Genomic DNA, 22,789 nt, shown 5'->3' on the forward strand with positions numbered 1-22,789 from the left:
AAGCAAAGGCTTTAGAAGGGATGCAGACTCGAGAAGCTCAGTCTGGTCTGCTTGTAGGGATGAGTGATACTCAGGTGCTCGGCATGCAGGTGCAGGCGCGGCGCGGCGGCAATAATGGCTTCGTCGCCATAGAAATCATCACCCAGTATGGTGTGCCCCAGCGCCTTCATGTGTAGCCTGAGCTGGTGGGTTCGCCCCGTGATCGGCTTGAGCTTCACCAGTGTGCTGTTGCTGCGCCGTTCCAGCACCTCAAAATAGGTGGTCGCCGGTTTGCCATCCTCGGCAATCTTCTGTAGCGGCGGTTGCTCGCTATCAGGCTTCATCGCCAACTCTATCTTGCCACTGTCCTGGCTCATCAGGCCCGCGACCTCGGCCACATAATATTTTTCTGTGGTGCGGTTTTGAAACTGGGTCTTGAGGTGAGACTCGGCCTTCTTGTTGAGGGCGAACACCATGATGCCAGAGGTGGCGCAGTCGAGCCTGTGCACCAGGATGGCTTCGGGAAAACGCTGCAACAGACGGTTGATGGCGCAGTCATGAGTCTCCGCGGCGCGGCCGGGATTGGACAACAGGCCAGATGGCTTGTTGATTATGATGATGTCGCGATCTTGGTAGCGTATATCGAGCCAGGGAATAGCCGGGGGCTGGTAACTAAAAATTTTCATCGTCTCTCCTCGGCGGCGATCCTAACAAAGAATCCCGGTCCTGCCTATCCTATGGGCATCGGTTTGCGACCCTCTTGGCCTCTTTCATTTCACCTTGGCTGCGATTTTACGGCTGGGTTTACAAAGCCTGGCGAGTTGAATTTTCTTAAGCTTGCTCACAGGCACGCCGAGTTTAGGTATCATGGGGGAATGTGGCCCCGCCAACAAAGGGCGGCTTGGCCGAGGCAGAGAACAAGATGGAAGATAAGATGACAGAGCAACAAGGTTATTGGATTGGCGAGGCGGGTAAGCCCTGGGGCGAGGCGGAAAAGGCAAAGTGGCGCGCCGCGCAGCAGAAGAAACGCTCCTATGAGCAGGAGGTGCTGAGCAAGTTCAGCCAGGTGAGCGAGAGCTTCGAGGCGCAGCAATATGGCGAGCTTAACTATGCCGAGGGCCAGTATCCGCTCTATGGTTTCAAATCCCGCGACTGGGACCAGGCCAAGCCCACTATCTTGGTTACCGGCGGCGTACATGGCTACGAGACCAGTGGCGTGCAGGGCGCGCTACGTTTCTTAATCGCCAAGGCAAGTGAGTACAGCCAGGATTTCAATATCCTGGTCGCCCCCTGTGTCAGCCCTTGGGGCTATGAGACCATCAATCGCTGGAATCCCGAGGCGATTGACCCTAACCGTTCCTTCTATGCCGACAGCCCGGCTCAGGAGTCCCGCGCCCTGATGCAGTGGGTAGCGAGCTTTAACCTGCCCTTGATGGCGCATATCGACCTGCATGAGACCACTGATACAGATAACAGCGAGTTTCGCCCAGCTTTAGCTGCAAGAGATGCCAAGGTGCAGACTAACTGGAATATTCCCGACGGTTTCTATCTGGTGGGTGATAGCGAGAACCCTAACGATGAGATGCAGGCGGCCATCATAGCGGCCGTGGGCAAGGTGACCCATATCGCACCGGCCGATGACCAGGGACGATTGATAGGTGAGCCCATCACTCAGTTTGGAGTGATCAACTATGCGACCAAGGCGCTGGGCCTGTGCAGTGGCTTTAGCGATGCCAGATACAACACCACCACAGAGGTCTATCCAGACAGTCCGTTGGTGGACGATGAAAACTGCATTCAGGCTCAGGTGATGGCGGTAAGCTCGGCGCTGGATTATATCCGCAGCCAGGGCTGAGCTAGTCAATCAGCTTCACCCGAGTGAGCCCCAGCGCAGCTGTCTTGAGGGCCGAGGGCTTAACGGTCAAGGTCTTCACGGGCGAGGGTTTAACGGCCGAGGGCGCCGGTGAGAATGATCCCGGCGACGAAGATAAAGAGCAATCCGGTCAACAGGTTGATCAGTGGGGTTGCTCTTTTCATTTTGAGCTGCATCTTGGGATGAGACAGCACCAGGGCGATCAGGCTAAACCACCCCAAAGAGAGGGCGAACATCATGGCGGTGGCGGCCACCTTAGTGCTCAGGGTCACCTCAGGTGTGATCAGGGTCGAGAACAGCGTGATGAAAAACACCAGTGCCTTGGGGTTGAGCAGGTTGGTGGAGACTCCCTGCATGAAGCCCTGAGCCGCACCGAGCCCACGACCGGCCTTAGTGGCCCCATTCAGATGCGCCTCATCGCGCCAGTGGGCGATGGCGGAGCGTATTGCGCCTATACCCATCCAGCCCAGGTAGCTGGCGCCAATCAGCTGCACCGCCATGAAGAGGTTAGGAGAGCCCTTGATGATAAGGCTCACCCCGGTGAGGCTCAGTAGCGTGTGTAGCGTGATGGCTACCGCCAGGCCCAATGCGGCGGCGACAGCCGTGCGTCTGTGCTCCTGGGCGGCCAGCCTGACCACCAAGGCGAAATCCGGGCCTGGGCTTGCCAGGGCGACCGTGTGTATGACGGCCAAAGAGAAAAGCAGTTGCAGCTGTAATTCCATCTGTGTTGAGCTCTCACGCGTTGAATTTAAATCGATGTTGCCATAGTAAGCCTATCCGCGGCGCCGGGATTGTAAAATATTGCGCGTTTGCTTTTAGGTTAGATGTTTTTGCCTCTGGGCTAACCTATCAGGGGGTGACTCGTTTCTGAAAATGGGCCGGGGTGATCAAAAACGCGCGCTTGAACGCCTTATTGAAATGGCTCTGATCGAAGAAACCTAAGTCATAGGCGGTGCTGATGGCGCTGTCGCCCCGCATCAGCGCCTTCTTGGCATATTCCAGCCGCAGGCGTTTCAGGTAGGCGTGGGGCGTCATGCCGGTGGCCGCCTTGAATTGACGCAAGAATTGAAACTTACTCAGGCCGACGGAGAGCGCTAGCTGCTCCAGCTCGAACTCCTGATCCAGCCCTTGATGGAACTGCTGTTTGATATTGTCAAGCTGGGCACCGCTTAACCTGGCTTGACTGCTCGGCAGGTTACGCAGCTTGCCATGGCGATAAAACAGCTCGCTGATAAAACCGAGCAGCAAGGTCTCCGCCTCCAGCGGCGTGATGTTGGCCTGATGCAGGGTAAGCTGGCTGTGGAGGCGGATGAAATAGGCTCTCAGCTTAGGGTCGTCTAGGATAGGCGTGCTGAAGTAGAGCTCGCCCTGGTTGAGCGACTCGCCCACCTGCTGCACATAGCTGGTGGGCAGAGACATCACCAGCGCCTCATAGCCGTCATCGGCGATACTCTGGCCGTTGTGGCTCTCGTCCGGATTCAGGGTGGATATGTTGCCCGGCGTCAGGCGGTACTCGCTGCCCCTGTGATGATAGCGTTGGCCGCCATGGCTGACCACGCCTATGTGGTAGTCCAGATGCACATGTTTCTCGAAGGCAAAATGGGTAAATTGCGCGCGGCTCAGCTCCATCTCTTTCAAGATGCTCGCCTGCCAATAATCTATCTTCTCTACCGCGCTTGTTGCCATCATCCCGCTTCGCTTGACTCCTGATCGGACCGTCCGATCGTCTGATTAGCCAGTGTAGATCAGGGCGTTTTCCCCTGACTAGTAAATAATTGCAGCCTCTCGACCCATTTATTGGATTGGGGTGAGCTTAGGTCGTGAATTTCCCGAGGAATTGGCTCATAATGGTCAGCTTAGAATCATGCTGACAGTTAACCTAAGTGGAGTCGGACCAGTGAAAGGACAGATCATACGTGAAATGAAGGTGCAGCCGCATATTGAGGTGGAATATGAGGTGCAAAGACGTATCGCCTTTATCAAAGCGAAACTCAAAGAGGCGCGTGCCACCAGTCTAGTGCTGGGGATCAGCGGTGGGGTAGACTCCTCACTGGCGGGCCGTCTGTGCCAGCTGGCGGTGGATGAGCTGAACAGCGAAGGCGAATATGAAGGCAGTTATCAGTTTATCGCGGTGCGTCTGCCCTTCAAGGTGCAGAAGGATGAAGATGAGGCGCAGATGGCCTGTCAGTTCATTCAGCCTAGCAAGCTGGTAACGGTTAACATAGGTGAAGGGGTCGAAGGGATCCATCATCAAACCTTGGCGGGCCTCGAAGTGGCTGGCGTCATCTCTCATCCACACAGTAATGTGGACTTTGTGAAGGGTAATGTGAAGGCCAGGATGCGTATGATCGCCCAGTATGAGATCGCTGGACTTACCGGTGGCCTAGTCGTGGGCACCGACCACAGCGCCGAGAATATCACCGGCTTCTACACCAAGTGGGGCGATGGTGCCTGCGATCTGGCGCCGCTGTTTGGTCTGAGCAAGCGTCAGGTGCGTCAGCTGGCGGCGGCACTGGGCGCACCTAGCGTACTGGTCGATAAGGCGCCGACGGCGGATCTCGAGTGTGACAAGCCACAGCTCGAAGATGAGGTCGCCCTGGGCCTGACCTATGATCAGATAGATGATTTCCTCGAAGGTAAGCCGGTGGAGGCTGCGGTCGAGGCGCGTCTGATCGCCATCTACAACGCGACCCAGCACAAGCGTAAGCCTATCCCGACGCTATACGACTAGCGCCGCCATGACTCATCTTGCTGAATGAGTCACAGGAAACAGAATCGATAAAGGCGCCTCGGGCGCCTTTTTCTTTGGTGAGGCCGCTCTGCCTGATGCAAATCCTTTTTTATCTCCTTGAGCACTGGAGACGGTTGGGCTTGAGGGCTAACCGACGAGCGAGTCTCGCAGCTCTCGCAAGTCAGCTATCAGGGCGTTGGGGCACTGGCGATAATCCAGATAGGGCAGCAGGTAGATTTGATTACCGTTCTCTTGCTGGTGTGTAAAGGTTTTGGGCTCATTCAAAGGTGTTAAGCCCAGGGCGATGGCGCTCTGCTGGCCGCAGACATAATGTTCCTTGGCCTGGGGGGAGAGGGTATCGGCACCGAAGCGTATCTGCTCGTCGCGCTGTAATAGCTTATCCATGTAGCCGCGCCAGTCGTCGTCCGGCGCGCTCAGTTTTGCCATGATCACTAAGATCTTGCGCCAGTTATTGCCGTTGAGGGCGATCAGGCTCTCTAAACTGCCTATATTTAAGCTAGTTATTTCTGAGTCAGCTTTATTTAAGTCGGCTGGCTGGGCATCCTGCCAGTCGGCAGGCAGAAGGGGAGGCGTTGGCAGATAAAAGCAGCGCTTGGCGCCATCCAGCCCTAAGGGCTTCACATTCTTAGACATATTATTCATTCCTTGGGCTTTGGGGCTGGAGTTTACGCAATAAAGCCGTGTATGTTAATGGTAAACGGACTTGCAGCGCGTGAGCGCGCACATGGAGCCTAGCGGTCATTTCTCATGAAAACATTGCTCATTCACTCGACAAAACATCTTTCCATCGCCGTCACCTATGCCTGTCTCGGCATTGTCGCGGCCGCGCTCGCCTTTGGGGTCTGGTTTTTAAATGCCCGTCCCGACCTGTCCATCTGGCACTCGACCATGCTCGAGCATCAGTTTCGCCTCGATAGCGAGGTAGACGATTTCCCTGCCTATCAGGCGCTGGAGGCCAAGCTGTTCGAGGAGGTGGAGAGTAAGATCTATAGCCGCACCCAACACCTGGATCAGCCCCTCAATCGCTATTGGCATGGCAGCTTTGCCGACCCAGACAACTGGCCTAAGGCCTGGAATCGCAGCTATGAGTGGGCCAAGCCAGATGCCGAGTTTGGGGTCCTGTTGCTGCACGGCATGTCAGACTCTCCCTATGCCTTGTCGCACTTTGCCGAGCATTTTAAGGGGCGTGCCCACCTGCTGGGGCTAAGATTGCCGGGCCACGGCACCATACCCTCTGGCTTGGTGGAGCTTAAGTGGCAGGAGATGGCCAGGGCGGTGGAGCTGGCGACCAAGCATCTTAAGCAGCAGCTGGGTGATAAGCCGCTCTATGTGGTGGCATTCTCCACCGGTGCGGCGCTGGCGTTAAACCATGAGCTCGAGCGGCTCGCGCATAATTCGACACTGAGTTACCGCGGCATGATCTTCCTCTCGCCGGCCATAGGCCTGTCGCCGGTGGCGGCCGGTGCCAAGTGGCAGGACAGGTTAGGGCGGCTATTGGGGCTAGAGAAGCTGAGTTGGAATTCGATTCAGACCGAGTACGATCCCTTTAAATACAACTCCTTCGCCGTCAATGCCGGCGATGTGGTCTATCAGCTGGCAGAGCGCAATCAACAGCTGATGCAGGCGATGCCCCTAGAGCAGTTGGCCGAGCTGGCCGACATCTTAACCTTTCAGTCGGTAGCCGACGCTACTGTCTCGACCCCGGCAGTGGTGAGTAATCTCTATGGGCGTCTGCCTTCGAAACAGCATCAGCTGGTGCTGTTTGATATCAACCGCCAACCCCTGAGTCTGGCCCTAGTGGTGAGCGATCCGCTGACCGCCTTGTTGCCTTCACTCAGTCTCGATGCACCAAGATTCGATCTGACTCTGGTGCAGAATCGCCAAGCTGTTTCGGAGCGGAATCAGGAGAGAGAGCAGGAGTTGATTGCGCAAAGCGAGCCGTCACAAAACGAGCCGCTAAAGAGTCTCGACGAGGCCGAAGCTAACAGATATCGGCCAGGGAAAGTGGTTGTCCACCAACCCTTAGGGCTCAGTTGGCCGGCGGGCATCTATTCGCTCTCCCATGTGGCTCTGCCTTATCCCGCGGGCGATAACCTGTATGGCACGGCGTTCGTGAAGGGGAGTCACAGGGTGCAGATTGGGGCGGCAGCTACCCGGGGGGAGCGCGGCGTGCTGGGGGTGTCGGCAGCAGAGGTGCTCAGGCAGAAATGGAATCCTTTCTTCCCTTACCTGTTAGAGCGGGTGGATAGCTTTATCCAGGCGCGCCAAGGGGCTAATGCTACGCCTTCAAACTAGTCTGTTGCCAACGCGGCAAGGCTTGGCTCGTTAACAGAAGGCCTGGCTCGGTAAAAAAGCCTAAGTTAAAAAGCTTAGGGGCTAAAAGCGCGTAAGTTAAAACTGCGTGAGCCAAAAAACATAAGTTAAATCCGGCGTTAGCTTAGCTGATCTTCGGCCGACAGCAGGGAACAGATCACCCGGTTGCGACCATTCTCTTTGGCCTCGTAGAGGTTAAGGTCGGCCATCTTAAACCAGTGATCTATGTCGTTCATGTAGCCGGCATTGCTGATCACCGCGCCGATACTCACGGTCAGGCTGATCGCTGCCTGGCCCGGCACCTCAATCTGATGCTCGGCGACCAGTTCCTTAAACTGATTCAGGTGTTGCTCTACCTGCAGGGCGTTGCACTGGGGCAGCACCACCAAAAACTCTTCACCGCCATAGCGAGAGACAATATCCGTGTCCCGCTTAAAGAACTGCTTCATCAGTTCGGCCAGGGCGATGAGAGCGCTATCGCCTATCTGGTGGCCATAGGTGTCGTTGATCTTCTTAAAGTGGTCGATATCTATGATGCAGAACGCCAGCGCCGCATAGCTGCGCTTGCACATGTCGTGAATATTGCCGAAATGATTTTCCACGTAGCGACGATTGTACAGCTGAGTCAGCTCATCGCGCTCTGCCAGCGCCTGCAACTTGAGGTTGGCATCTTCCAGCTCAACCGTACGCATTGCCACCTTCTCTTCCAGCTCCAGCTGGTAGCTGATCAGCTCCTGCTTACTCTTCTGAATGCTGCTGGAGAGGGCGTAGATCTCCTGGGGCGTGGTGTCTGCCATCGCTTCATCCTGATGTTCGGCCATGCCCCACTGGCTAAATTTCTTGGCGATGGTCTCAAGCGGCTGAGTCAGGCGATTACTGATCACCTTGATCAGCAAGATGGTGATGATGAAGGCAATAAACAGCAGGCTGAAGGTGGTCAGGTACTGCTGCTCCACCTGCTTCACCAGCGGCGAGAAGGGCATCACCACATAGAGTGACCAGCCATTTTTCAGCACATATTTGGCGTAGGCGAACTCAGGGTTAAAGCTGTCGAGATTGCGAAAGTTGATCATGTTCAGGCTGGTGCGATAGCGCTGCCCCGAGGTGGAGACCTTAAGCGGGGTCAATGGTGCCAGGTCGAGCATCTCAGAGGCGTAGATCACCAGGCCGTTCTCGTCGGTAAGCACCATGGCCTGCTCGTTAAACTCGCGGTTGCGCTCATCGATACTGGCGAACTTTGTAAGGTTCAGCGAGCCTTCGATGATCCCTATGGGGCTGACCGGGTTGTCCTTGGAATAGAGCGGCGCGCTGATGGCGACTATGGGATCGGTACCAAACCCCCGCCCGAGGAAGGCCGGAGAGATAAAGGTCAGCTGATTGTAGAAGGCCTCCTGAAAATAGTGCCTGTCGCTGATGCTGAGATCTTTGTTTTGAACTGTCTCCTTGCCCAGGCGTGAGATGGGGCTGGCCGCCGAGATAAGCCCCTTGTCATCGGCTATCAGCATAGAGATAAAAAATGGGTAGCTCTGGTGCAGCTTAGATAACAGGCTCTGCCACTGGGCCGCATCATAGTTAGACAGGCTCAACCAGCGCGCCGCGTTGTCTATGGCGCTGATATGCCCCTCGATAAAGCTTTCTGTGGCCTTGCCAAGGTGGGCCGCCGAGTCTTCCAGGTTGAGCTTCACATCCCGCTGCTGCTGATCGATGGAGTTGTTGTTGAAGATCAGCGCCGATACCAACAGGGCCAGGGTCAACACCTGGGTAAAGGTGTAGGTGAGCTGGGCGTTGAAGCTCTTGCGCTTCTTATTCATCAGCTTGCCGTCGATATGCAGCTGGCTGGGCAGCATAGTGACGCAGATGGCGCCGAGCGCCGTATAGAGCATGCCGTTAATTCCCTGCTTGAGGGTGATAAAGGTCATGTAGCTGTTGGGCATCTGAAACACCAGATTGGCGTATAGATAGAAGAGCGGCATGCCTAGCAAGAGCCAGAAGGTGATGTCCGCATACAGGGTGTAGAACTCTTTGCGCCGCGCATAGCCCAGCCACAACGCCTCTAACGGGAACAGCAGGAACATGTGCCAGCTGTCCCAGGCAATATAGAGGCCGGTGGCGCAAAGCAGCGAGGTTAGCAGGGCATACCAGGGGCCGAGGAAGATGGCCACGATCACGAAGAAGAGGTTACCAATGATCAGCTGTTGGTTACCAAACAGGGGAATAGGTGCCAGGTTGACCAGCAAGCCCAGTAGACCCAGTAGCAAGGCGAACCCAAGGTGATTCTTATTGATCAATTACTTTCTTCCCTAATCTTTCATTGACGACGCAGTTGATGCAGAAAATGCTGACAGAATTGCCACAGCGGATGCTCTCAGTCCGCGACCTGAATAGGCTTTCATCGGTCGCTTCTGACCCTTTTTCAAGGCCTATATTGATACTGGCACGCTTAAATAGGAGTGTAAGGGAATCCCAAGTTAAATGCTAACCAAATGTTTCTTATCACTCTTTTGTGGTTGCAGGCGCTGCTTGTTCGCGTTAGGGAACACTTTTTTGCTACTCGGTATAGGTGAGATATACAGTAGTTGAGCCCCGGTAATTTGGCTTTCAGTTAAAGCGTAGACTTCTGGAGCGAAGTAGGCTGCAACGAAATCTATGCCGCCATCCATCATTTTGGTGGTACCAACGATATGCCAGCTGGCCCAGCGGCTATACCTGCCCGTCCTCACGTGGGGTTATCACCAAAGGATTAACAGTCGGTGTTGGAGGTCATGGTCAACTATCTTCTATGAATTATGACTCTTGAGATAGGGGAATCTCGGTTAAAACTATATCACCTAAAATATTTTTAATTTTTAAAACAAAATTTTTGTTTCTTTCTTCATTTTTTATAAAGCTTATAGATAGAAGAAACTCCAAGGCATCTGATAAATATGCTTTAGCGAACTCTGGACTTTGGTTTATTTCATAATATTTTAATGAAAGAGCTGCGAAGAGATAGATTTCGCACTCTAACTGAGCTATTTGAAAGCAAATATAGTCACTGCTTAAAGCGGCTTTAGTTAAAGCATCCCGCTCACTCTGCTTTAGTTCTTTAAGTCTATAGCTAAGTATTGAACTATAGGTTCCGGCTAAATGTATAAGTTTTCCTGACGAACCAGTATAGGATTGTAAGGGAAACGATTCAGCTAACATTGCTTCAATTTTTATTTGTGAACGGTCAAGTAATCTTGTCAGCTCGCTAAGCTTGGCTTCAGTTTTAATATGAGTGACTTGGGTTTGTAAGGCTTCGCGACTCAGCGCTGTTTCTTCTTTAGTCTCAGCCAGTTCTTGACGGGTTAAAGCTAGCTCTTGCCGAGACAGGGATAGCTCATCGCGTTGCATTTTAAGTGACCAAATAAGTAGTCCAACAGTAGCAAATCCTAGAACTGGGTTAAGCACTCCCCCAACATAGTCACCGAAAGCGCCAAAGTCAGCTTGATTACCCCAGCCACCGCTGAAGTTCATGAAATAGAGCGCAAGAATACATGCACCTAGTAGGGCAAGCAGAATGATTAACCACTTAAACGAGAAGTCTTTGTCCACATCGGGTCTAATTTGCTGTTGGATAGCGTCTTGCTCTTGCTTTGAGTGATTGGTTGTCATGTGCCTTCCTTGGGGGGACAAAATGGATGTTCATGATTCTACGTCGTCAGTCAAAGCATATCAAAACCTAAAAACGTCTCAGCTGCGATTTAAGCTTTTGTCGCGCAACTAACTGCATGCTCAAAGTAAAATGGGTTAAACAATTTAAGGACGGTATAATTGGGGGGGAGGGGGGAACGTGGTTTGATTGAGTATCGTAATCTTAAACTCCGAAATAATAACATGTTTAAGATTGGCTTTCCTGTGTCTTGAAGCCTTAAGATTTAATCTGAATCAATTGACTAGGTAGAGAGTATGAATACAGTTACAGATGAGCTTAATGCTAAACAATACTTAGAGCACTTAATGAGTGAAAGAGAAAATGGTCTAGGTTCTAAGCGAGATATCAATATTATTGGTACTATATTAACTCGATATGCTGAGATATCACCTCATATTCAAGCTATGTATGACCAACTATCTAAACCACAAATTAATCGGTTCATTGATTTGGTTATTGATAGCGTGGCACTTACTGAACCTGAAGAGGCTCTGAAAGTAAGGAGAGAGTATAAAGAATTACAGAGCATCAATGAAAAAATTGGCAAGTTGGCATTTGAACTTGCGGAATTAATAGATAAAAGAAGTGAAATTCAAGAGTACTCATCCTTCACTAGTGGTACTTATTACTCTGTTTTTCAGCTTGTTGCTGAATCCGCTCCACAGAACTATGAGTTTCAAATGTATTTGAAAGAGAAACTATAGTCTACAGTGGGAGGTTTTGACTCAAGATATTACCCATCTATAAGTGAAACATTAAATCAGCTTGGTATAGATGCAATTAATGCAGAAGTAGAGACTACTTCAGAGATAGATTACATGTTGATTAATTCAAAACGTCCATCTTTTGCAGATCAAATAAGAGCGATATTACACTCCATTGAGTTTTCTAAACAAAATGATGGATATATCGATTTTCGCATACCAGATGAATTTCATATTCCCACTAAGGCATTAGTTGCTTTTGTTAATGTAGCTTTCAACTTAGATGCCGACTCTATGATTGATGAAGTGCAAGTAAAAAATGCAAGAAGGAAGTTCAAAGAGATATTAGTACCAAGCCAGTAATACCGAAACCTTTCCAATCCGCTAGCCAAGTCACCTTCGTCTAAATGGGTACTCCAATCGAATTGAGAGTGCCTGTTTTATGTCTACTAAATATAAACGAGAGCCTTTGCGATAGGCTTTGTCACCCTGAGCAGCCTGTGCCTTTTGCTTGTTGGTTCAATATCGATGATATTCGGTATCGGCAGTGTGAGGCTTTGTTCATTAAGTCGGCTTACCAATTTTCAGGCGTGGATGGCATGTTGCTATTGAGGCAAAGGACTGTGGAAACAGTAAATCCCAGACAGCAAAAAGCCAGCTTGTCAGCTGGCTTTTCTAGTATTTGGTCGGTATGAGAGGATTCGAACCTCCGACCCCTGACACCCCATGACAGTGCGCTACCGGGCTGCGCTACATACCGATTTTATCCAAAGCAGCAAAGACTTGGGGTCTGCTTCGAACAGGCTGAACTTTATCAAGTCGTTTGCCCCTGTGCAAGTGTTTCGGCGGTTGAGCCCGATCGACTGGCTAGTTTATAGTCGCTGGCGGCTCAACCTAAGTACTTGGTGCTTAATGACTCAAGTTTCTAGTGATTGTAGAAGCGTCGTCCTTCGCGCATCACCTGGATCAGCTCGGGCGCGCTGATCTTCTTGTTGCGCAGACGCTGGCTATAGTCACGGTTATAGATACGGTACTTGCCGTGTCTGTCGATCACTGTGATCTCATCTTCCTGATAGATACCAAACACCAGGTTGTCACCGATATAGGTCCAGTTCTCGCTTTGGGGTTGCAGTATGTTGCGCCCGGCGCTGTAGTCGCTCGGCTTGTTAGTGCAGTCCAGCAGCTGAGTCATCAGGGTCGGCACCACGCCGTAGTGGCTGCTGGGGTAGGTGACCGTCTTGTCATACTCCATGCCGGGCCAGTGGATGATCAAAGGCACATGCACGTTGGCCGGAGACAGGTTGCCACGCTGGTTGTCGTTGTCGCCGGTAAACACCTTGCCCGACACGCCCGTGACCATCACGAAGGTGCTGGCCGGTAGGCGCTCGATAAGCTTTTGCAGCTGCTTGTCGACAAAGTTGAGTGATTGACGATATTGGTTGAACAGCACCTTCTGCGCCGGCTTGAGCGGCGCGCTCGGCTTCACCGTCTCGATACCCAGGAAACCGATTGGGGTGTCGTAGCTGTCAGGGCTCTGCAGGTTGAGCAGGGCAAACCAAGGCTTGTCTTGCTGCATGCGCCACTGGTTAAAGCTGTCGATGGATTGAATATCGGCATCGGCCACGCCGTTGGTGAGCGGCTGAATGTGCGAGGTCATATCCTGATAGATGGCCTGTGGCTCGATATTGCTGGTCTCAGGAGCGAAACGCGCCAGGGCGTAGCCCTGTTTGGCCAGCTCCTGGGTGAACACGGGTGAGCGATAGCTGAGATCGCTGGCGGCGATATAGCTACCCTGCAGGCCGTAGAGTAGGGAGAACATGCCACTGTTGTGCATATTGCCGCCGCTCAGGTGCTGCTTAAATTCATGGTTGTGTTTGCCGTATTCGTACAGGAAGGGCATGGTCTCTTTGTCTACCAGATCGGCCCTGAAGCCGTCGATGGCGATCATCAAGATGTTGAGCTCTGGGTCGGCGCTACACTGCAGCGGCGATATTGGGTAGTTGAGACTCGGTTGCAGCTTGCTTGGGTCTTGTGCCTTGCTGCTCTTCTCTATGCCATGGCTCTCCATGAAGGAGCGTGCTGTGGCAGGATAGGAGAGCGGATAGGCGTCATCCAGGCGGGTGATCTCTGTGATATCGGCGGCGTCGGCCCAGATATGAATCAGGTGGCTGCTGACGAAACAGAGGCCGATAACCAACACCACCTTAGGGCCGTAGTTAGACTTGCGGATCTTTTCTATGCGTTTCCACAGGTAGTTGGCGGCGGTCAGCTCCAGGATGATGATCCCTAGCGGCGTGACGATATAAGAGGTGCCTTGCAGCAGGGCGTTGAGATCGGCCCAGGCGATGTCGAACACAAATGGACTAAGGTGCAGACCATAGTCGTCGTAAATTAGGGTGTCATACAACAAGATACACAGGCCAAGGGTGGCGGCAAAGGCCGCGAGCCCGCGCAATATCTTGGAGTAGGGCAGCAGTAGGGTGATGGGAAACAGCACCACCAGATAGACGATGAAGGCGAGGAAGCTAAAGTGGCCCAGGGTGCTGATGGCCAGGTAACCCCAGCCAATCCAAGACTCGGGCGCGCCGACGGTTTCAATATAACGGACGCCGACTATCATCGCCAAGAAGCCGTTGAAGAAGGCAAACCAATGCCCCCAACTGACTAAGCGTGACACACGATCACGGCCCATCTCTTTTTTACGCTCGATCATAGGGATCCGTTATTTGTTGAAATACTTGTCTATCTTAATTTTTTTTAAGGCGGATTGGCCAGTTTTTTGCGAACAAAAACCGCTTTTTTAGCCGTTAGTGTTAGCTTTTTACCGACTGGGTCAGCGCCTTGGCAAACTGCTCGGCCACTTGGGCGCGCGCTTCTTCAGGCACCTTACGTAGCAGCAGATCTGTGACACAGTTGCCCAGCACCATGAGGCTGAGGTCGGTCGGCGCCTGGTGCTTGTCGAGTACTGCCAGGATCTCGGCGATAACGGCTTCGACCTGGGCGTTTGAATATTTAGATTGGATAGCCATATTTAAAAATTTTTTCACTTTAATTTGAAATAGCGGCATATAATAACGGATTTCTACCAACATCACTATCGAGGCTTATGAGTATTAACGTCGAACAAGCAATTATTCACGCGATATCCCAAGATGGCGAAGGCCAGCTCAGCTGTAGATTGCGTCCACAACCGCTACTAAATAGTCAAGCCGTCGAAGCCATGCTCGAAGAGCTGCATCAAACCTACACCAGTAAGTCGGGTAAGGGGTTTGGTCATTTTGGTACCCACGGCGAAGATGGTGAAGCCAACCCACAGTTTAAAGAGGCCCTGAGCCAGTATCTGGGTGGCGAGCTTGGGTTTGTCGAGTTCTCAGGCATGGCCGGTAAACTGCTGCAGGAAGAGCTCGCCAAGTATGACTTCAGCCAGGGCGGTTTTCTGCTGCTGGCCTGTTATACCTATATGACCAGCGACTACCTGTTTGTTTCTCTGCTCAACGCCAAATCGTCGATGACGGTTCTGGATGATATGGAGCTGTCGCAAAACACTCACCTGGATCTCAACAATGTGCAGCTGGCTGCCCGTATCGATCTGACCGAGTGGCAGGCCGATCCGGACTCGCTCAAGTATATCTCCTTCGTGCGCGGCCGCGCCGGACGTAAGGTGGCGGACTTCTTCCTCGATTTCATGGGCTGTGTCGAAGGGGTAAACACCAAGGCGCAGAACAAGTCGCTGATGAACGCGGTAGAAGATTTCGTGGCCAGCAGCGAGCTGACCAAGGATGAGCGCCAGCAGTGCCGCGAGAAGGTGTTCGAGTACTGCACCGAGCGGGTCGATAGCGGCGCCGACATTCAGCTTAAAGACCTGGCCGATGAACTGGCCGATGCGGGCATGGACTCCTTCTACGACTTCGCCCAGGGCGGCGACTATGAGCTTGAAGAGGAGTTTCCCGGCGATAAGCCGACCCTGCGTCAGCTGAAAAAGTTCTCCGGTACCGGCGGTGGCGTGACCATCAGCTTCGACGGTCAGCATCTGGGCGAGCGGGTGATCTATGACCCCATTTCAGATTCTATCTTGATCAAAGGGGTGCCGGCTAACCTGAAAGATCAGCTGGATCGTCGCCTCAAGGGCGGTCAATAACCCCATTAACGGGCTATTCAGAGCCAGAAAAAAGCGTCTGTGTTAGACGCTTTTTTCGTTTATGATGCTTTAAATAAGCTGTAATGGTCAGGCGGCGAACGCTTAGGCCCTGTGCGACTTGCTAAAATATCGCAGATGAGTTGAAATTATCTGTTGAAACTAGAGTGTCCTCCGGCCGTTTGCCGATGGGATCAATTAAGGTGGACTGTTTTTCTGCCGACGGAGCGTAAATGCAACTTTTTGTTAGAGATTTAACCGTAATCGATTTTTCTTACCTGTGTCCTATCCGTGGCATGGTGGGAGAGAGCTGGATCGTCGATGTGCTGCTCGATGGCGGCCTGGACGATCAGAACATGGTGCTGGATTTTGCCAAGGTGAAACGCACCATCAAGAACACCATTGACGATGTGGCCGATCACCGTCTGCTGATCCCCACCGCCTGCGCCGAGGTCAGATGGCAGCAGCAGGGCGATCGTGTTTGGATGGACTTCAACAGTCTACAGGGGGATATTCATCTTGCCTGTCCTGCCCAGGCCTTTGCCCTGATCCCAACGGAAATTATCGATTTCGACAGCGTGAACGCCTTCTTGCAGAAAGCCTTGAAAGAGGTGCTGCCCGACAACGTGCAGGGCATTGCGCTGACACTGCGTAATGAGCTGCATGAAACGCCTTATTATCACTATTCACATGGCCTGAAGAAGCACGATGGCAACTGCCAGCGCATCGCCCACGGTCATCGCAGCCCGATCAACGTGTTTGAAAATGGTATCGCCGCGCCTAAGTGGGACGAGTATTGGGCCCGCCGCTGGAAAGATATCTATCTCGGCAGCGAAGATGACCTGGTCGAGGTGGATGAGTTGAACCTGTCACCGCAGACAAGCGTGAGCGATGAGACCCACTATGGTTTCCACTATGTGGCGCCGCAGGGGGATTTCCAATTGGCCATGCCTAAGAAGCGTTGCGAGATCATCCCCCACGACACCACGGTAGAGCTGCTGGCAGACTTTATCGCCACCACGCTGGCGAGCGAAAACCCAGAGAGCGAATTTAAGGTGATTGCCTATGAAGGCGTGGGTAAGGGCGCCATCGCCTCTAAAGGCGAGCGCCACGTCTAGCTGTTTGTCAGACGTTTTAGTTAGCCTTTTTATTAGCCTGAATCGATAGGAGTCGAATTTGAACTTGTTGCGCTTAGTTGTGGCTGTACTCTGTCTTGGTAGTGCCGTGGGCGCTAAGGCCGAGGTTAACTTGAGTGGCAAGATGGAGCAGGGCGCGCTGATCCGCGGCCAGGCTCAGGCGGGAACCCTGGTATGGCTCAACGGCGAGCCGGTAAAAGTCAGCCCCGAAGGGCTGTTTGCCTTCGGTTTCGAGCGGGAAGCCGCTCTGAATCAAGAGCTTAAACTTATCTACCCAGATGGCCTGACCCAGCTTATGCCCCTCAAGATAAACGAGAAGCAGTACAAGATAGACAAGGTCAACGGCATCGCCAAGAAGATCATGAAGCCGGATCCTAAGGCCCTAGAGCGCGCGGCCAAAGACAGCAAGCAGGTCAAGGCGGCCAGAGCCACCTTCTCGGGGCAGACCGCCTTTGCTCAAGACTTCATCTGGCCGCTGACCGGCCGCATCTCGGGCGTGTATGGCAGCCAGCGCGTCTATAACGGCAAGCCGGGCAATCCTCACTATGGCGTGGATGTCGCCGCTAAGACGGGCACTGTGGTGGTGGCGCCCGCCGATGGGGTGGTGACCCTCTCGGTACCCGACATGTTTTATTCTGGCGGCACTATGATTATCGATCACGGCTATGGGGTGAGTTCCAGCTTCCTGCATCTGAGCAAGCTGTATGTGAGGCCGGGTGAGACCATCAAACAGGGCCAGCCGGTTGCCGAGGTGGGCGCTACAGGACGCGCCACAGGGCCGCACCTTGACTGGCGTCTCAACTGGTTCCAGGTGCGACTGGATCCCGTGACTGTGGTACCGTCCATGGCGAGCGTGCTTGAGCGTCAAAACCAGGCCAAACAGACCAAACAGGCCAAGTAGGGAAGTAGGGCGAGTAGGGAAAAGTGCTCTCTGACAAGGAGAGTGGAATGAAATATTAGTGAAGGCGGCCAAGGGTCGCCTTTTTCATGTCTCCTGTTATTAACTCCGCTTTTTATTAATCCTTCGCTTGCGTATCCCATCTGGTACTTAGGTGATCGATTCTCATCGGCGCTGCGTATGCAAGTTATAGGTCAAGCAGATATCGTAAGCAGCAAAGTTACTGCGCTTAGATTTCTGCGCTAACAAGCATTTCAATAGAAGAGTCGTGTAAGGCAGTATGAAGATCACCCATGAAACCAGCCCTGCTACCGGGGCGCAGCAAGCGGGTCACACAGAGTCGCGGCAACAGCAGCCCACTAAGCTAGCGGAGCAGACCCTGGCGGTTTTTCCCCTGCCGCTATTTGTGCTGCCGGGGGGCGTGCAGCGCCTGAGGATCTTCGAGCAGCGTTATCTTGCTATGGTTTCAGAATCCTTGGTTTCAGAATCCTTGGTTTCAGAATCCTTGGTTTCAGAATCCGTGGCGGCCGAGTCTACAGGTAGAGGCTTTGTGATCGCCCGCTACGATAAGGCGTTTGACTTCAATGTGCCCGACTGGGGCACTAAGGTGCAGATAATCGATTTTCACCACGGCGAAGATGGCCTGCTGGTGATCGATGTTAGGGCCAGCCATCTGGTGAGCCTGGACAGTTTCGATGTGCGTGGCGATGGACTCTTGATGGCTCGCTGTCAGTACCGCGACCATTGGCCGACGCTTGCCGCCAGTGCCAAGCGCGGCGAACTGGGACTTGCCCTGAGCGCCCTGTTTGCCAAGCATCCACAATTGGCCGAACTCTACCCGCAACCAGAATTTAATCGGCTGGATTGGGTCTGCGCTCGCTTTTTAGAGATATTGCCTTTATCTTTGAATGAGAAGGAGAAATTCATCTTGCCCGGCAGTTTTCCCCAGGCAAAATCGTTTCTCGATACATTCATTTTGGGTCAGGACAAAATTAATTGATCCTCGCCGCGCTCACCCGCGTATAGGCCTTTATGTAAGGGTCATACGTGAGTACAGATGCAGACATTTGTTAGCGCAGGCGCCCCGGATAAAGGGAGTGCGAATATCAAGAGTCATCCAGAGACGCAGGTGCCCGCCGAGCTGTCGACCTGGCTGGTGCGGGTTGCCGATGCAAGGGACAAGCAGGCGTTTACACGTCTGTTTCAATTCTTTGCACCCAAGATAAAACGCTTTGGTATCAAGCAGCTAGGCAACGAGGCTCAGGCACACGAGTTGGTGCAGGAGACCATGAGTAACGTCTGGCGCAAGGCGCACCTCTATGACGGCGACAAAGGTGCGGCCACTACTTGGGTCTATACCGTGATGCGCAACGCCGCCTTCGATATGCTCAGGCGCGTCAAGGCCAAGGCCGAGATGAACCTGGGTGACGATATCTGGCCGTTGGAACAGGCGCAGACTCAGAGTGATGAAGAGCCGCTGCATTTCGCCGATCATCTGATGGAGAAGCAGATGCTGGCCTATGTCGACAGCCTGCCCGAGGCCCAGCGCGCCGTGGTCAAGGGTGTCTACTATCAGGAACTCTCCCAGGAGCAGCTGGCCCAGCAATTTGGCGTGCCAATCGGCACCATCAAATCCAGACTCAGGCTCGCCCTGGCAAAACTCAAGCAGCAGATGGGAGACCAGCAGCATGATTAATCACCATCCCACTTCTGACGTTTTGGCGCAATTTGTCGCAGGTACCTTGCCAGCATCGGTATCCGTCCTGGTCGCCAGCCATGTGGAGCTGTGCAGCGAGTGTACCCGCGCGGTGCAGGCCCTCACCGAACAGGCCGCCATCGACGCCTTCGGCGAGTCTAGGCAAGAAGGCTTACGAGATGAGCCTCAGGTCGCTGGCTTAGAGGATTTCTCTGGTTTAGACGATTTTGATGGCTTGGACGATTTTGATACTTGTGACCAGTTCGGCGACTCAGACGAGTTTGCTGATTGCATTAACGCCATCACGGCCCTGGAGCGCGACGATACGCAGCAGTTGCCGCAAACCGTCACCGAGATAGCCGTAGGCGGTGAGCGCATCCCGCTACCAACCGCGCTTAAGTCTATCCCCCTCAAGGAGTGGCAGGGCATGGGTAAGCTGTCCCGTTCACGCCTGGCGCTGGACGATGGCGATCTCAGGATGAGTCTGCTGCACATAGACAAGGGCGGCAGCGTGCCTTGTCACACCCATAAAGGCTTCGAGATCACCTTGCTGCTGCAGGGCAGCTTCACCGATGAGATGGGCGAATACCGCAAGGGCGATTTCATCTGGCTCGACGGTCAGCATACCCATCAGCCGGTGACCGAGGAGGGCTGTGTCTGTCTCACGGTATCGAGTGACGCCATTCGTTTCACCCAAGGGATGAGCCAGCTGCTTAACCCAATCGGACGTTTTATCTATTAATCCGAGTACTAATTCGAGTACTAATCCGAGTCTGCCAACTGGAGGCGCCATGAAGAAGAAATTGAAGATTGGCATCAGTGCCTGTGTGATGGGCGAGCCGGTGCGTTTCGACAGAGGTCACAAGAAATCGGGCTTCTGTATGGAGCAGCTGGCGGAGTTTGCCGAATTTAAACCTGTGTGTCCCGAGATGGCCATCGGCCTGCCGGTGCCGCGCCCCACCATCAGGCAGATAGTGCGGGATAACATTATTACCGTGTCGCGCCCCGATGGCAGCGGCGACGTGACCCAGACTCTTAAAGACTTCGGCGCCAAGGCCGCCCAGAACTATCAGGATCTGGCGGGTTTCGTGTTTTGCGCCAAGAGTCCAAGCTGCGGCATGGAGCGGGTCAAGGTGTATCATCACCACGGTAAGGGCTCAGAGTCCACCGGCGTCGGCATCTTCGCCGAGCAGGTGATGAAAGCTAATCCGCTCTTGCCCTGTGAGGAGAATGGTAGGTTGAATGACCCCATCATTCGCGAAAACTTCACCACCCGCATCTTCACCTATCAGAAGTGGCTTGATCTTAAGGCCGAGGGGCTGACCCGGCACAAGTTGATCCAGTTCCATAGCGCCCACAAGTATCTGGTGATGAGCCACCATGTCGAGAGCTATCGCGAGCTGGGCCGTCTGTTGGGCCGCGCCGACATTGGCCTAGAGGAGCAGAGCGAGCGTTATATATCGGGGCTGATGCAGGCGCTTAAACATAAGGCGTCCCGTCGCAGTCACACCAATACGCTGCAACATCTGCAGGGCTACTTTAAGCGTCAGCTCGACGAGCATAAGCGCCGCGAGCTGACCCAGGAGATCGCCGCCTATCGCGAGGGGCTGTCCCCACTCCTGGTGCCTCTGACCCTGATAAAACATTATCTTATTGAGTTTCCAAACGAATACCTGCTGCAGCAGGCCTATCTGAACCCACATCCTAAGGAGCTGAGATTGAGGTACGGCTATTGAGCGCACTCTTGTGGCTGAGACGGGATTTCCGTCTCCATGATAATCCCGCCTTGAGTGAGGCGGTGCGGCTCGGGATGAAACAGGCGCTCTTTATCACCACCCCGACCCAGTGGCAGCAACATGATATGGCGCCGATAAAAGCCGATCTCATTCGTCGTCACCTCGAGTTGATGGCAGGTGAGTTAGCTGAGTACGGAATCGAGCTGGTCATCTTATCCGCCGCAGATTTTAGCGATCAGGTGACGGCCCTATGCGAATACTGCCGTGACCATGGGGTCAAACTATTGCTGGCCAACAGCGAGCCTGAGCTCGATGAGCAGGAGCGCGATAAACAGGTGATGGCGGCGGGGATCGATCTGCGCCTGTGGCAAAACGATACCATCTTGCCGCCGGGCAGCGTGCTCAACCAGCAAGGGGAGATGTTTAAGGTCTTTACCCCTTTCAAGAAGGCCTGGCTAAAGTGTGTGGCGGCGAAGGGCATAGAGTGTGTGCCGACGCCGGCCAAATCGACGCCGGCAAAATTGGTCGGTGATGCTCAAGCAGCGGTTAAGCTAGCACAACAGCTAACACCACAGTCAACACCACAATCATCAAGCATCAACCTAGATTATCCCCTGGTGGACTCCAGCCGCTGGCCCGACAGTGAGCAGGTGATGAGTCAGCTGCTGCCCCATTTCTGGGAAGATAAGCTGCTCAATTATGGCGAGCGGCGCGACTTTCCAGCCATCAAGGGGACATCAGGCTTATCGCCTTATCTGGCCATAGGGGCGATTAGCTCGCGCTGGCTGGCGCTGCAACTGGTGCAGCGCCATCCCGAGGTGATCTACGACACTCAGCACGGCGCCTTCACCTGGCTCAACGAGCTGATCTGGCGGGATTTCTACAAACATTTGCTGTTTCACTATCCCGAGCTTATCAAGGGCAGAAGCTTTCAGTCCAAGTACGAGACGCTGCCCTGGCCCAATAACGAGGCACACTTTCAGGCCTGGTGTGAGGGGCGCACCGGCTACCCCATAGTCGATGCGGCCATGAAACAGCTGCGCCGTACCGGCTGGATGCACAATCGCCTGCGCATGATAGTGGCGAGTTTTCTCACCAAGCATCTGCTGGTGGACTGGCACAAGGGCGAGCGCTTCTTCATGCAGCAGCTGATCGATGGCGATTTCAGTGCCAACAACGGCGGCTGGCAGTGGGCCGCCAGCACGGGCTGCGATGCCCAGCCCTATTTTAGGATCTTTAACCCCATCACCCAGAGTCAAAAGTTTGATCCTCGGGGAGAGTTCATCCGTAAATATCTACCAGAGTTGAGTGAGGTGCCCGACAAGCAGATCCACTTCCCCCATGACTATTTAGCGAGTCAGGGCAAGTCTGAGATCTACCCTGCGCCGATAGTGGACCATAAGGCGGCGCGCCAAAGGGCCCTGGCATTTTATAAGGTGGAATAGGATGACGAAGATGACGGCTAGCGCCCTGTGGTTACAAAACTTCACGGCCGTGTACCGCGAGCTGGGTACCGATAATCTGGAGGCGCTGCGCAAGATCTATCATCCCGAGGTGGTGTTCTGCGACCCTCTGCATCGCGTCGAGGGGCTGGATAACCTGCTGGGCTACTTTCAGGGTCTTTATCGCCAGGTGATCAGTTGTGAATTCACTATCGAGCATGTGTTTGAGCAACAAGGTGAAGCCGCCGTCTACTGGACCATGACCTTCAGGCACAAGCAGCTTAACGGCAGCCAGCCCATCGTCGTCGAGGGACATTCTCAGCTGAGGGCCAAAGACAACAAGGTTGTCTATCACAGGGACTACTTCGATGTCGGCGCCATGTTGTATGAACAGCTGCCGCTGCTCGGTGGCCTAATTCGCGCGGTCAAACGCCGCGCCGTGAACTAGG

22 protein-coding genes, 1 tRNA gene and 1 pseudogene are annotated in these 22,789 nt (G+C 53.5%); 15 read left to right on the top strand and 9 right to left on the bottom strand.

Annotated features, from left to right (window positions below; all coding sequences use genetic code 11):
* Positions 1-11: 11 nt before the first annotated feature.
* Complete coding sequence (locus tag K0J45_RS07375) at positions 12-665, bottom strand: RluA family pseudouridine synthase (RefSeq protein WP_220044821.1); 654 nt, start codon at positions 663-665, stop codon at positions 12-14.
* A 248-nt stretch (positions 666-913) separates the two neighbouring features.
* Here K0J45_RS07375 and K0J45_RS07380 point away from each other — a divergent pair, with 248 nt between their 5' ends.
* Positions 914-1,834, top strand: a complete 921-nt coding sequence (locus tag K0J45_RS07380; RefSeq protein WP_220045247.1) for a M14 family metallopeptidase — start codon at positions 914-916, stop codon at positions 1,832-1,834.
* Between the two features lie 89 nt (positions 1,835-1,923).
* On the opposite strand, the gene K0J45_RS07385 is transcribed toward K0J45_RS07380, so the two are convergent.
* Both K0J45_RS07385 and K0J45_RS07390 read right to left on the bottom strand, forming a co-directional pair.
* Positions 1,924-2,574 (bottom strand): LysE family translocator, encoded by a 651-nt coding sequence (locus K0J45_RS07385; protein WP_220044822.1) that lies wholly within the window; start codon positions 2,572-2,574, stop codon positions 1,924-1,926.
* A gap of 127 nt (positions 2,575-2,701) precedes the next feature.
* Entirely contained in the window at positions 2,702-3,541 is an 840-nt protein-coding gene (locus tag K0J45_RS07390; RefSeq protein ID WP_220044823.1) for an AraC family transcriptional regulator, read from the bottom strand.
* 208 nt (positions 3,542-3,749) lie between these two features.
* Here K0J45_RS07390 and nadE point away from each other — a divergent pair, with 208 nt between their 5' ends.
* Complete coding sequence (gene nadE / locus K0J45_RS07395) at positions 3,750-4,583, top strand: NAD(+) synthase (RefSeq protein ID WP_286670309.1); 834 nt, start codon at positions 3,750-3,752, stop codon at positions 4,581-4,583.
* Between the two features lie 147 nt (positions 4,584-4,730).
* Here nadE and K0J45_RS07400 read toward each other — a convergent pair whose 3' ends face one another.
* Positions 4,731-5,237, bottom strand: coding sequence for a DUF6942 family protein (locus tag K0J45_RS07400; RefSeq protein ID WP_220044824.1), 507 nt, complete (start codon positions 5,235-5,237; stop codon positions 4,731-4,733).
* A 114-nt stretch (positions 5,238-5,351) separates the two neighbouring features.
* Between K0J45_RS07400 and K0J45_RS07405 the strand changes: the two genes are divergently transcribed.
* On the top strand, positions 5,352-6,899 hold the full coding sequence (locus tag K0J45_RS07405) for an alpha/beta hydrolase (protein WP_220044825.1): 1,548 nt from the start codon (positions 5,352-5,354) through the stop codon (positions 6,897-6,899).
* 137 nt (positions 6,900-7,036) lie between these two features.
* On the opposite strand, the gene K0J45_RS07410 is transcribed toward K0J45_RS07405, so the two are convergent.
* Positions 7,037-9,205: a sensor domain-containing diguanylate cyclase gene (locus K0J45_RS07410; protein ID WP_220044826.1), complete on the bottom strand. Its 2,169-nt coding sequence runs from the start codon at positions 9,203-9,205 to the stop codon at positions 7,037-7,039.
* Between the two features lie 345 nt (positions 9,206-9,550).
* Between K0J45_RS07410 and K0J45_RS07415 the strand changes: the two are divergent.
* Positions 9,551-9,661, top strand: a pseudogene (locus K0J45_RS07415) (phage virion morphogenesis family protein); the annotation flags it as partial.
* A gap of 40 nt (positions 9,662-9,701) precedes the next feature.
* Here K0J45_RS07415 and K0J45_RS07420 read toward each other — a convergent pair.
* On the bottom strand, positions 9,702-10,553 hold the full coding sequence (locus K0J45_RS07420; RefSeq protein ID WP_220044827.1) for a hypothetical protein: 852 nt from the start codon (positions 10,551-10,553) through the stop codon (positions 9,702-9,704).
* Positions 10,554-10,847: 294 nt separating this feature from the next.
* Between K0J45_RS07420 and K0J45_RS07425 the strand changes: the two genes are divergently transcribed.
* Positions 10,848-11,297: a hypothetical protein gene (locus K0J45_RS07425; protein ID WP_220044828.1), complete on the top strand. Its 450-nt coding sequence runs from the start codon at positions 10,848-10,850 to the stop codon at positions 11,295-11,297.
* Positions 11,298-11,303: 6 nt separating this feature from the next.
* Positions 11,304-11,660: a hypothetical protein gene (locus K0J45_RS07430; protein WP_220044829.1), complete on the top strand. Its 357-nt coding sequence runs from the start codon at positions 11,304-11,306 to the stop codon at positions 11,658-11,660.
* A gap of 320 nt (positions 11,661-11,980) precedes the next feature.
* Here the strand turns inward: K0J45_RS07430 and K0J45_RS07435 are convergent.
* From K0J45_RS07435 to K0J45_RS07445, 3 genes are all read right to left on the bottom strand, one after another.
* Positions 11,981-12,057: transfer RNA gene (locus K0J45_RS07435), tRNA-Pro, on the bottom strand.
* A gap of 165 nt (positions 12,058-12,222) precedes the next feature.
* Positions 12,223-14,010: a DUF3413 domain-containing protein gene (locus tag K0J45_RS07440; protein ID WP_220044830.1), complete on the bottom strand. Its 1,788-nt coding sequence runs from the start codon at positions 14,008-14,010 to the stop codon at positions 12,223-12,225.
* 100 nt (positions 14,011-14,110) lie between these two features.
* Positions 14,111-14,326, bottom strand: coding sequence for a YejL family protein (locus K0J45_RS07445; RefSeq protein WP_011865270.1), 216 nt, complete (start codon positions 14,324-14,326; stop codon positions 14,111-14,113).
* 77 nt (positions 14,327-14,403) lie between these two features.
* Here K0J45_RS07445 and yejK point away from each other — a divergent pair, with 77 nt between their 5' ends.
* From yejK to K0J45_RS07490, 9 genes are all read left to right on the top strand, one after another.
* Positions 14,404-15,435, top strand: coding sequence for a nucleoid-associated protein YejK (gene yejK, locus K0J45_RS07450; protein ID WP_011865271.1), 1,032 nt, complete (start codon positions 14,404-14,406; stop codon positions 15,433-15,435).
* Between the two features lie 230 nt (positions 15,436-15,665).
* Positions 15,666-16,550 carry a 6-carboxytetrahydropterin synthase gene (locus K0J45_RS07455; RefSeq protein WP_220044831.1) on the top strand — a complete coding sequence of 295 codons (885 nt, stop codon included), beginning with the start codon at positions 15,666-15,668 and terminating at the stop codon, positions 16,548-16,550.
* 64 nt (positions 16,551-16,614) lie between these two features.
* Positions 16,615-17,469: a M23 family metallopeptidase gene (locus K0J45_RS07460; RefSeq protein ID WP_491572539.1), complete on the top strand. Its 855-nt coding sequence runs from the start codon at positions 16,615-16,617 to the stop codon at positions 17,467-17,469.
* Between the two features lie 277 nt (positions 17,470-17,746).
* Positions 17,747-18,466 carry an LON peptidase substrate-binding domain-containing protein gene (locus K0J45_RS07465; RefSeq protein WP_220044833.1) on the top strand — a complete coding sequence of 240 codons (720 nt, stop codon included), beginning with the start codon at positions 17,747-17,749 and terminating at the stop codon, positions 18,464-18,466.
* Positions 18,467-18,523: 57 nt separating this feature from the next.
* Positions 18,524-19,162, top strand: coding sequence for a sigma-70 family RNA polymerase sigma factor (locus tag K0J45_RS07470; RefSeq protein WP_220044834.1), 639 nt, complete (start codon positions 18,524-18,526; stop codon positions 19,160-19,162).
* On the top strand, positions 19,155-19,904 hold the full coding sequence (locus K0J45_RS07475; RefSeq protein WP_220044835.1) for a ChrR family anti-sigma-E factor: 750 nt from the start codon (positions 19,155-19,157) through the stop codon (positions 19,902-19,904). Before K0J45_RS07470 ends, K0J45_RS07475 begins: the two co-directional genes overlap by 8 nt.
* A 49-nt stretch (positions 19,905-19,953) precedes the next feature.
* Entirely contained in the window at positions 19,954-20,898 is a 945-nt protein-coding gene (locus K0J45_RS07480; RefSeq protein WP_220044836.1) for a YbgA family protein, read from the top strand.
* Positions 20,895-22,343 (top strand): deoxyribodipyrimidine photo-lyase, encoded by a 1,449-nt coding sequence (phrB, locus tag K0J45_RS07485; RefSeq protein WP_220044837.1) that lies wholly within the window; start codon positions 20,895-20,897, stop codon positions 22,341-22,343. Before K0J45_RS07480 ends, phrB begins: the two co-directional genes overlap by 4 nt.
* A gap of 1 nt (position 22,344) precedes the next feature.
* Complete coding sequence (locus tag K0J45_RS07490; RefSeq protein WP_220044838.1) at positions 22,345-22,788, top strand: nuclear transport factor 2 family protein; 444 nt, start codon at positions 22,345-22,347, stop codon at positions 22,786-22,788.
* Position 22,789 lies beyond the last annotated feature (1 nt).

The sequence above is a fragment of the Shewanella alkalitolerans genome (assembly GCF_019457575.1).
GTDB classification, from domain to species: Bacteria; Pseudomonadota; Gammaproteobacteria; order Enterobacterales; family Shewanellaceae; genus Shewanella; species Shewanella loihica.

Bases quoted from the DNA above. Each gene is read 5' to 3' on its own strand.
- K0J45_RS07375 (WP_220044821.1), bottom strand. From the start codon at position 665: ATGAAAATTTTTAGTTACCAGCCCCCGGCTATTCCCTGGCTCGATATA.
- K0J45_RS07390 (WP_220044823.1), bottom strand. From the start codon at position 3,541: ATGATGGCAACAAGCGCGGTAGAGAAGATAGATTATTGGCAGGCGAGC.
- K0J45_RS07400 (WP_220044824.1), bottom strand. From the start codon at position 5,237: ATGTCTAAGAATGTGAAGCCCTTAGGGCTGGATGGCGCCAAGCGCTGC.
- K0J45_RS07380 (WP_220045247.1), top strand. From the start codon at position 914: ATGACAGAGCAACAAGGTTATTGGATTGGCGAGGCGGGTAAGCCCTGG.
- K0J45_RS07480 (WP_220044836.1), top strand. From the start codon at position 19,954: ATGAAGAAGAAATTGAAGATTGGCATCAGTGCCTGTGTGATGGGCGAG.
- yejK (WP_011865271.1), top strand. From the start codon at position 14,404: ATGAGTATTAACGTCGAACAAGCAATTATTCACGCGATATCCCAAGAT.
- K0J45_RS07405 (WP_220044825.1), top strand. From the start codon at position 5,352: ATGAAAACATTGCTCATTCACTCGACAAAACATCTTTCCATCGCCGTC.
- K0J45_RS07445 (WP_011865270.1), bottom strand. From the start codon at position 14,326: ATGGCTATCCAATCTAAATATTCAAACGCCCAGGTCGAAGCCGTTATC.
- K0J45_RS07475 (WP_220044835.1), top strand. From the start codon at position 19,155: ATGATTAATCACCATCCCACTTCTGACGTTTTGGCGCAATTTGTCGCA.
- K0J45_RS07455 (WP_220044831.1), top strand. From the start codon at position 15,666: ATGCAACTTTTTGTTAGAGATTTAACCGTAATCGATTTTTCTTACCTG.
- K0J45_RS07385 (WP_220044822.1), bottom strand. From the start codon at position 2,574: ATGGAATTACAGCTGCAACTGCTTTTCTCTTTGGCCGTCATACACACG.
- K0J45_RS07440 (WP_220044830.1), bottom strand. From the start codon at position 14,010: ATGATCGAGCGTAAAAAAGAGATGGGCCGTGATCGTGTGTCACGCTTA.
- K0J45_RS07490 (WP_220044838.1), top strand. From the start codon at position 22,345: ATGACGAAGATGACGGCTAGCGCCCTGTGGTTACAAAACTTCACGGCC.
- K0J45_RS07420 (WP_220044827.1), bottom strand. From the start codon at position 10,553: ATGACAACCAATCACTCAAAGCAAGAGCAAGACGCTATCCAACAGCAA.
- K0J45_RS07425 (WP_220044828.1), top strand. From the start codon at position 10,848: ATGAATACAGTTACAGATGAGCTTAATGCTAAACAATACTTAGAGCAC.
- K0J45_RS07470 (WP_220044834.1), top strand. From the start codon at position 18,524: ATGCAGACATTTGTTAGCGCAGGCGCCCCGGATAAAGGGAGTGCGAAT.
- K0J45_RS07465 (WP_220044833.1), top strand. From the start codon at position 17,747: ATGAAGATCACCCATGAAACCAGCCCTGCTACCGGGGCGCAGCAAGCG.